Here is a 7648-nt window from a genome sequence, read left to right on the forward strand (position 1 = left end):
CGGTCGGGGTGGCGCCCGGCGCGGCGTCGAGCACCAGCACCCGGTGGCCCGCGCGGGCCGCGACCTCGGCGATGCCGGCGCCCATCGTCCCCGCGCCGACGACGCCGACCTGCAGGTCCGCGTCGGCCAGCACGTCGCCCGTGGTCTCGCTCACGCCCAGACAGTAGCCCGACCGCGGGAGCGGTCAGTCGTCCTTGCGGCCGTCCGGGAGCACCAGGTTCAGCACGAGGCTGACGAAGGTGACGACGACGGCGCCCAGCACCGCCGACCAGAAGAAGTCGTCGACGTGGAAGGTGAGCGGCGTCTGCTCGCTGATCCACGAGGTGGCCTGCAGCATGAGCGCGTTCACGACGAAGCTGAACAGGCCCAGCGTCAGCACGTAGAGCGGCAACGTGAAGAACGTGACGATCGGCTTGACCACGGCGTTCAGCAGCCCGAACACCAGGCCGAGCAGCAGGAAGGTCAGCACCTGCTGGCCGACGCCCTCGGTGGCCGCGCCCCCGAGGTCGAGCCCCGGCACCACCAGCGTCGCGACCCAGATCGCGACGGCGTTGACCACCACCTTGACCGCGAACGACCTCATCGCCCCACCCTCCCAGTCCTCGCAGGGGGAACGGGCGGGCGGGCCCCGGCGTTCCGCGACGCACGGCCGTCCCCACCCCCGACGAAGGTCGGCACCTGCGGGGGAGCGGTCGAGACCCACGGCGGAGGCGGCAGGACGTCCCGGACCGCGAGGCTCGTCACCATGACCTCCACCGCGCCTGCGCCCGACCGCACCGCCGCCCTGTCGGCGCGCGGCCTCACCAAGACCTACGGACGCGGCGAGGCCGCCGTCACCGCCCTGCGGGGCGTCGACGTGGCGCTCGCCCGCGGCGCGTTCACCGCCGTGATGGGCCCGTCGGGCTCCGGCAAGTCGACGCTGCTGCACTGCCTGGCGGGGCTCGACACCGTGACGTCCGGCTCGGTCTTCCTGGGCGACACCGAGCTGACCGCCCTGTCCGACCACGACCTGACGCTGCTGCGCCGCCGCCGGATCGGCTTCGTCTTCCAGTCCTTCAACCTGCTGCCGATGCTCACCGCGGAGCAGAACGTCCTGCTGCCGCTCGACCTGGCGGGTCGCCGCAGCCGCCGCGCCGACGGTTCCGACCCGCGCACCGACGGCACCCTCGCCCACCTGGCCGAGACCCTCGGCATCGCCGACCGGATGGGCCACCGGCCCTCGGAGATGTCCGGCGGCCAGCAGCAGCGCGTGGCCATCGCGCGCGCCCTGGTCACCCGTCCCGACGTGGTGGTCGCCGACGAGCCCACCGGCAACCTCGACTCGCACGCGGGGGCCGAGGTGCTCGGCCTGCTGCGCACGCGCGTCCGCGAGTTCGGCGAGACGGTCGTGATGGTCACGCACGACCCGGTCGCGGCCTCGTACGCCGACCGCGTGCTGCTGATGGCCGACGGCGTCGTCGCCGGCGAGCTGGAGTCGCCGACGGCCGAGCAGGTCGTGGCCGCCACGTCGGCCGCCCTGCTCGGTGCGCCCGCGGGTGCCGCCCGATGATGACCGCCTCCTCCCGCGCGCGGCTGCGCGCGGACTCGGGCCGGTTGCTGTCCGCCGGCGTCGCCATCGTCCTCGGGACGGGGTTCGCCGCGGCCGTGCTGATGGCCGGTGACGTCGTCGAGCGGACGGCGTACGCGAGCGTCACCACCGACCTGGCCGGCGCCGACCTCGTCGTGGTGCCCGACCCGCAGGGCGAGTGGCTGCCGCTGGACGCCGCGACCGCCGAGCGGGCCGCCGCCGTCGACGGCGTGCAGGAGGTCGCGGCCACCGCGACGACCTACGCCTCCCTGGTCAACGGGGCCCGCACCGACGTCCCCGTCGTGAGCGACCTGCCCGACCTGCCCGGGCTGCGCACGCCCGAGCCGCTCGAGGGCCGGCTGCCGGCCGCCGAGGGCGAGATCGCGCTGAACGAGGCGGTCGCGGAGCGGCTGCGCACGTCCGTGGGCGACGAGGTCGCGGTCGAGCTGTACGCCGCCGACGAGGTCGACGAGTCCGGCTTCCCGGTCGAGCAGGAGCTGCCGCTGCAGGTGGTGGGGATCCTGCCCGGCGGGCTCGCCTCGACGCTCGGGGCCAGCGGCTCCGGCCTGGTGACGTCCGGCACGCTCGCCGCGTGGGACGCCGTGCAGGGCTCCGACGGCGGTCCCGAGCGGCTCCTCGTGGTCGCCGACGAGGGCGCCGACCCCGTCGCGCTGCGCGACCGCCTGGCGTCCGAGCTGCCGGACCAGCTGGTCCGCACCGCCGACGAGGAGGCCGAGGCGGCCCTGGCGTCGCTCCTCGACGGCGTCGACGTGCTGACGATGACCGCTCTCGGGTTCGCGGCGCTCGCGCTGTTCGTCGCGGGCTTCGTCATCACCAACACGTTCGCCGTGCTCGTGGCCCAGCGCACCCGCCAGCTCGCGCTGCTGCGGTGCGTCGGCGCCACCCGCGGGCAGGTGCGGCGCGAGGTGCTCGGCCAGGCCGCTGTGCTCGGCCTGCTGGCCTCCCTCGTCGGCGTGGTGGTCGGCACGGCGGTCGCCAACGTCGCGGCCCGGCTCGTCGCCTCGGCGCAGCCGCAGCTCGACCTGCCGACCGTGGTCGTCCCGGGGGTGCTCGCGGTGCTCGTGCCGGTGCTCGCCGGCGTCCTGGTGACGGTCGGGGCGGCGCTCGCACCGGCCCGGGCGGCCACCCGGGTCGCCCCGCTCGCCGCGCTGCGGCCGGCCGACGGGCCGGACCTGCGCCACCGCACCTCGTGGGTGCGGGTCGGTCTCACCGCCGGCTTCGTCGTGGTCGGCGGGCTGCTGCTCGCGCTCGGCGTGCGGCTCGGCTCGGACGGCGACCTCTACGGGCCGCTCGTGGCGGCCGGTGGCGCCGGGCTGACCTTCGTCGGCGTCCTGGTCGGCGCGGTGCTGGCGGTGCCGCGGGTCGTCGGCGGCAGCGGCCGCCTGCTGGCCCGCCTGGCCCCCGGCGACGCCGGTGCCGCGGTCGCGCTCGCGGGCGCGAACGGCGTCCGCAACCCGCGTCGCACCACGAGCACCGCCGCCGCGCTGCTCATCGGCGTGACGCTGGTGTCGACGGTCGCGGTCGGCGCGGCCACCACCCAGGCCAGCCTGCTGCGGGTCTTCGACGGGCAGTGGCCGGTCGACGTCGCGGTGGGCGGGTCCGACCGCGCCGACTACGGCGCCGCCACCGAGCCCGAGCTCGACGACGCCCTGGTGCAGGCGCTCACCGGCGCGGACGACGTGGCGGGCAGCGCCGTGCTGCGCGGCACCCGCGCCGCCCTCGAGAAGGGCGCGACCTTCGCCGCCCCCGACCTGTCGGTGCTGGTGCGCGGCGTCGACCCGGACGAGGGCCAGGCGGTCGCCGAGACCGAGGGCGCGCTCGGCGCGCTCACCGACGGCATCGCGGTGGTGCCCGGCGACTTCGCCGCCGAGACCGGTGTCGAGGACGGCGGGGCGCTCGTCCTGGCGGCCGACGACGGCACGACGCTCGAGCTGACGGCGGCGGTCTCGCCGATCGGCGGCCGGGCGCTGGTGCTCACCACCGCCGACCTGGAGCGGCTCGACCCCCGGGCGCCGGTCACCGGGCTGTGGCTCGACCTCGACGACGCGCTGGCGCAGGGCGACCCGGCCGAGGCCGTGGCCGCGGTCGACCGGCTGCGCGACGTCGTGAGCGAGACCGCCGCCGGGTCGGTGCGGGTCGAGGGGGCCGCCGCCGAGCGGGCGAGCTTCCAGCAGGTCGTCGACACCCTGCTCGCCGTGCTCACCGGGCTGCTCGCCGTGGCGGTGGTCATCGCCGTGGTCGGCGTCGCGAACACGCTCAGCCTCTCGGTGGTCGAGCGGACGCGCGAGTCGGCGCTGCTGCGGGCGCTCGGGCTGACCCGCCGCCAGCTGCGCGGCACCCTCGCCGCCGAGGGCGTGCTGCTCGCCGGCGCCGGCACGGTGCTCGGGCTCGTGCTCGGCGGCGTGTACGGCTGGCTCGGGGCCACCTCGGTGCTCGCGGCGGTCGCGGGCGGCGACGTGACGCCCGACCTGCCGTGGGACCGGCTCGGGCTGGTCGTCGTCGGGGCGGTGCTCGCCGGGCTGCTCGCATCCGTGCTGCCCGCGCGGCGCGCGGCCCGGGCGGCCCCCGTGGCGGCGCTCGCGGAGTGAGGCCGCGGGCCGGGGAGTCCTAGGGTGTGGCGCATGGCGACCGACACCCCCGCCCCCGGCCCGCGGATCCGCACCGCGCTCGACGCCGTCCCCGGCTACAAGCCCGGACGCCCGCCCGCCCCGGTCGAGGGCGTCACCTCGTACAAGATCAGCTCGAACGAGAACCCGTACCCGCCGCTGCCGTCGGTGCTCGAGGTCGTGCGCCGCTCGGCCGAGCAGATGAACCGCTACCCCGACATGGCCTGCTCCGAGCTGGTCGCGGCGATCGCCCGCTACACCGGCGTCCCGTCGGACTGCGTCGCCACCGGCACCGGCAGCGTCGGCGTCCTCGGCCAGATCGTGCAGTCCGTGGCCGGCGAGGGCGACGAGGTCGTGTACGCCTGGCGCTCGTTCGAGGCCTACCCGATCGTCGTCGGCGTCAGCGGCGCCACCGCGGTCCCCGTCCCGAACCGTCCCGACGGCGGGCACGACCTGGTCGCCATGGCCGACGCGATCACCGAGCGCACCCGCCTGGTGCTGGTCTGCACGCCGAACAACCCGACCGGCCCGGCCGTCGACGGCGAGGAGCTCGAGGCGTTCCTCGACCGCGTCCCGTCCGACGTGCTCGTGGTGATCGACGAGGCGTACCGCGAGTTCGTCCGCGACCCCAAGGTGCCGGACGCGATGCAGGTCTGGCGCACCCGCCCGAACGTCGCCGTGCTGCGCACGTTCTCCAAGGCCTACGGGCTCGCCGGCCTGCGCGTCGGGTACGCCGTGGCGCACCCCGCGGTCGCCGACGCGCTGCGCAAGACCGCTGTGCCGTTCGGCGTCTCGGCGATGGCCCAGGACGCCGCGGTCGCCTCGCTCGCCGCCGAGGACGAGCTGCTCGAGCGGGTCGAGGCGCTCGTCGCCGAGCGCACCCGGGTGCTCGAAGCGCTGCGCGGCCAGGGCTGGGACGTGCCGGACAGCCAGGCCAACTTCGTCTGGCTGCCGCTCGGCGGGTCCGCGCTCGCCTTCGCGGCCCGCTGCGCGGCGGTGGGGCTGTCGGTGCGCCCCTTCGACGGTGACGGCGTGCGCTGCACCATCGCCGAGCCCGAGGCCAACGACCGCCTGATCGAGGTGTGCGGGGAGTACCGCTCCCTCGGCTGAGCGCTCGCCGGGTGAGGTAGGGCACGGCGGTTGGGCGCGCGGTACCGGCGCCGGGGCAGCACTGTGGGGAGGGCCCGGCCGCGCCGCCGCGGCCACCCCCCACCGCCTCCAGGAGGCCCACCCGTGTCGACCGACGCCATCGTCGTGCTCAAGGACGACCACAAGCGCATCCGCGCCCTGTTCCGCGACTTCGGCAAGGCCGGCGCGGACGCCACGGTCACCAAGGGGAGGCTCGCGACGAAGATCATCGAGGAGCTGACCGTGCACACCTACCTCGAGAACGAGGTGATGTACCCCGAGGTGCGCACCCTGCTCCCCGAGCTCGAGGACGACGTCCTGGAGTCGTACGAGGAGCACCACGTGGCCGACGTGCTCGTGATGGAGCTCGCCGCCATGGATCCCGACGCCGAGCGCTTCGACGCCAAGATGACGGTGCTGATCGAGAACGTCACGCACCACATCGAGGAGGAGGAGCAGGACTGGTTCCCGAAGGTGCGGGCCGGTCTGAGCCGCACGCAGCTGCGCGACATCGGCGCCCGCATGCAGGAGCTGCGGCCGAGCGCCCCAAAGAGCCCCGCGCAGCCGTCGGCGCTGAAGAAGGTCGTCGACGCCGTGATCGCCTGAGGGCGAAGGTCTCTCAGCCGCGGTCGAGCCGTTCGCGCACGATCCGGACGGCGTCGGCCCGGTCGCTCGCGCCGAGCTTGAGCAGCACGCTCGAGACGTTGTTCGCGACGGTCTTGGCCGAGATGCCGAGTCGCTGCGCGATCACCGGGTTCGACAGCCCCTTCGCGAGCAGGTCGGCGACCCGCGCCTCGCGCCGAGTGAGCCCGCCGGGCAGGCTCGTCGCCGGGACGTCGGCCCGCTGCGCCCCGGGACGCGGCACGCCGCTGCCGAGCCACTGCGCCCCGCGCTCGACCGCGGCGACGGCGGCGAGGATCTCGTCCGGCGGCGCCTGCTTGACGACGTAGCCGGCGGCACCGGCCCGCAGCGCCGCGGCGACGGAGGCGTCGTCGTCGAAGAGCGTCACGACGAGCACCCGGCAGCCCGGCAGCGCCGCCACCACCTGCTCGGTCGCGCGCAGCCCGCCGAGCTCGGGCATCGCGAGGTCCATCAGGACGACGTCGGGCCCCTCGCGCAGCGCCGCGGCCACGGCCTCGGTGCCGGTCGCGGCCTCGGCGACGACGTCGTACCCGCTGGCCCGCAGCAGCGCGACCATGCCCTTGCGGAACACCGGGTGGTCGTCGACGACCAGCACCCGGCTCACGTGGCCACCCCCACCGGCAGCCGGACGGCGAGCCGCGTCCCGCCGAGGTCCGAACGCCCCAGCCGCACACCGCCGCCGAGCTCGGCCGCCCGGTCGCGGATCGAGGCCAGCCCGACGCCGGGACGCAGCGGCTCGGGCAGGCCGCTGCCGTCGTCGTCGACCACCACGTGCAGCGCACCGCCGTCGACGCGCAGCGCGACCACGCAGGCGCGCGCGCCGGCGTGCCGGTGCACGTTGGTCACCGCCTCCTGCACGATCCGCAGCGCCGCCAGGTCGACCGCCGCCGGCAGCGGCAGCGCGTCCGGGGCGTCGACCTGCACGGTCAGGTCGTCGCCGCCGAGGCCGCGCACCCGGTCGCGGACGGCGGCGGCCAGCCCGAGGTCGTCGAGCACCGCCGGGCGCAGCCCGCGGGCCAGGGCGCGGGTGCGTTCCACGGTGCCCTGGATGTCGTCGACCAGCTCGGTGCCGAGGGCGTGCAGCGCCGGGTCGACGTCCGCCGCCCGCCGGGCCAGCGCCGCGGCCGACAGCGCGAGCCCGCTCAGCGCCGGACCCACGTCGTCGTGCAGGTCGTGCCGCAGCCGCCGCCGCTCCTCCTCGTGCGCCCGCACGAGCTCGGAGCGGGCCACCACCAGGTCGGCCATCACCACGGCGCCGTGCAGGGCGGGGGCCGCGTGCACCGCCAGCCGCGCCACCACCTGCTGGTCGCGGGCGGTCAGCGCGGTCTCGCCCCGCCGCGGCGCGACGACGAGGTCGGCGAGCCAGCCGCCGAGGTAGGTCACGAGCACGGTGACGGCGTCGTCGCGGGTGCGCGGGTCGGCACCGTGCACGACGTCGAGGATGCCGGGACCGCGCAGCCGCGCGCCGTCGAGGTAGGCGGTGTCGACCACGCACCGCAGGAACGTCGCGGGCACGGCCGCCGGGTCGGGCTCGGCGTCCAGGCGCGCCCCGAGCTCGCGGACCGCGTACGCCGCGTCCCCGCGTCCGCGGAAGACCAGCCAGCCGGACGCCCGCGGGCCGAGCAGCACCAGCGCGACGGCGAGCGCGGCCGCCGCCGTCGCCGCGAGCACGGCCGCGCGCCCC

General features: G+C 76.5%; 8 protein-coding genes. 4 read left to right on the forward strand and 4 right to left on the reverse strand.

Translation table 11 applies throughout. The annotated features are described in order from the left end of the window. Together ACYVKY_RS21830 and ACYVKY_RS21835 are read right to left on the reverse strand one after the other, a co-directional pair. Window positions 1–154 (reverse strand): 3-hydroxyacyl-CoA dehydrogenase NAD-binding domain-containing protein (locus ACYVKY_RS21830; RefSeq protein ID WP_460437099.1); only part of this gene is annotated, 154 nt, incomplete at its 3' end. Between the two features lie 30 nt (window positions 155–184). Continuing rightward, entirely contained in the window at window positions 185–583 is a 399-nt protein-coding gene (locus ACYVKY_RS21835) for a phage holin family protein (protein WP_460437092.1), read from the reverse strand. A gap of 162 nt (window positions 584–745) precedes the next feature. Here ACYVKY_RS21835 and ACYVKY_RS21840 point away from each other — a divergent pair, with 162 nt between their 5' ends. The 4 genes from ACYVKY_RS21840 (at window position 746) to ACYVKY_RS21855 (ending at window position 5928) form a co-directional block, all read left to right on the forward strand. Further along, window positions 746–1549, forward strand: coding sequence for an ABC transporter ATP-binding protein (locus ACYVKY_RS21840; RefSeq protein WP_460437093.1), 804 nt, complete (start codon window positions 746–748; stop codon window positions 1547–1549). Next, window positions 1549–4176, forward strand: a complete 2628-nt coding sequence (locus ACYVKY_RS21845; RefSeq protein WP_460437094.1) for an FtsX-like permease family protein — start codon at window positions 1549–1551, stop codon at window positions 4174–4176. Before ACYVKY_RS21840 ends, ACYVKY_RS21845 begins: the two co-directional genes overlap by 1 nt. 33 nt (window positions 4177–4209) lie before the next feature. Continuing rightward, complete coding sequence (locus ACYVKY_RS21850; protein WP_460437095.1) at window positions 4210–5304, forward strand: pyridoxal phosphate-dependent aminotransferase; 1095 nt, start codon at window positions 4210–4212, stop codon at window positions 5302–5304. A 123-nt stretch (window positions 5305–5427) separates the two neighbouring features. Then, window positions 5428–5928: a hemerythrin domain-containing protein gene (locus ACYVKY_RS21855; protein WP_460437096.1), complete on the forward strand. Its 501-nt coding sequence runs from the start codon at window positions 5428–5430 to the stop codon at window positions 5926–5928. Window positions 5929–5941: 13 nt separating this feature from the next. Here ACYVKY_RS21855 and ACYVKY_RS21860 read toward each other — a convergent pair whose 3' ends face one another. Beyond that, window positions 5942–6568 (reverse strand): transcriptional regulator, encoded by a 627-nt coding sequence (locus ACYVKY_RS21860; protein ID WP_460437097.1) that lies wholly within the window; start codon window positions 6566–6568, stop codon window positions 5942–5944. Then, the coding region (locus ACYVKY_RS21865; RefSeq protein WP_460437098.1) for a sensor histidine kinase at window positions 6565–7648 on the reverse strand (1084 nt) is incomplete at its 5' end. The genes ACYVKY_RS21860 and ACYVKY_RS21865, both read right to left, overlap by 4 nt.

It is taken from the genome of Angustibacter speluncae, from assembly GCF_054777815.1.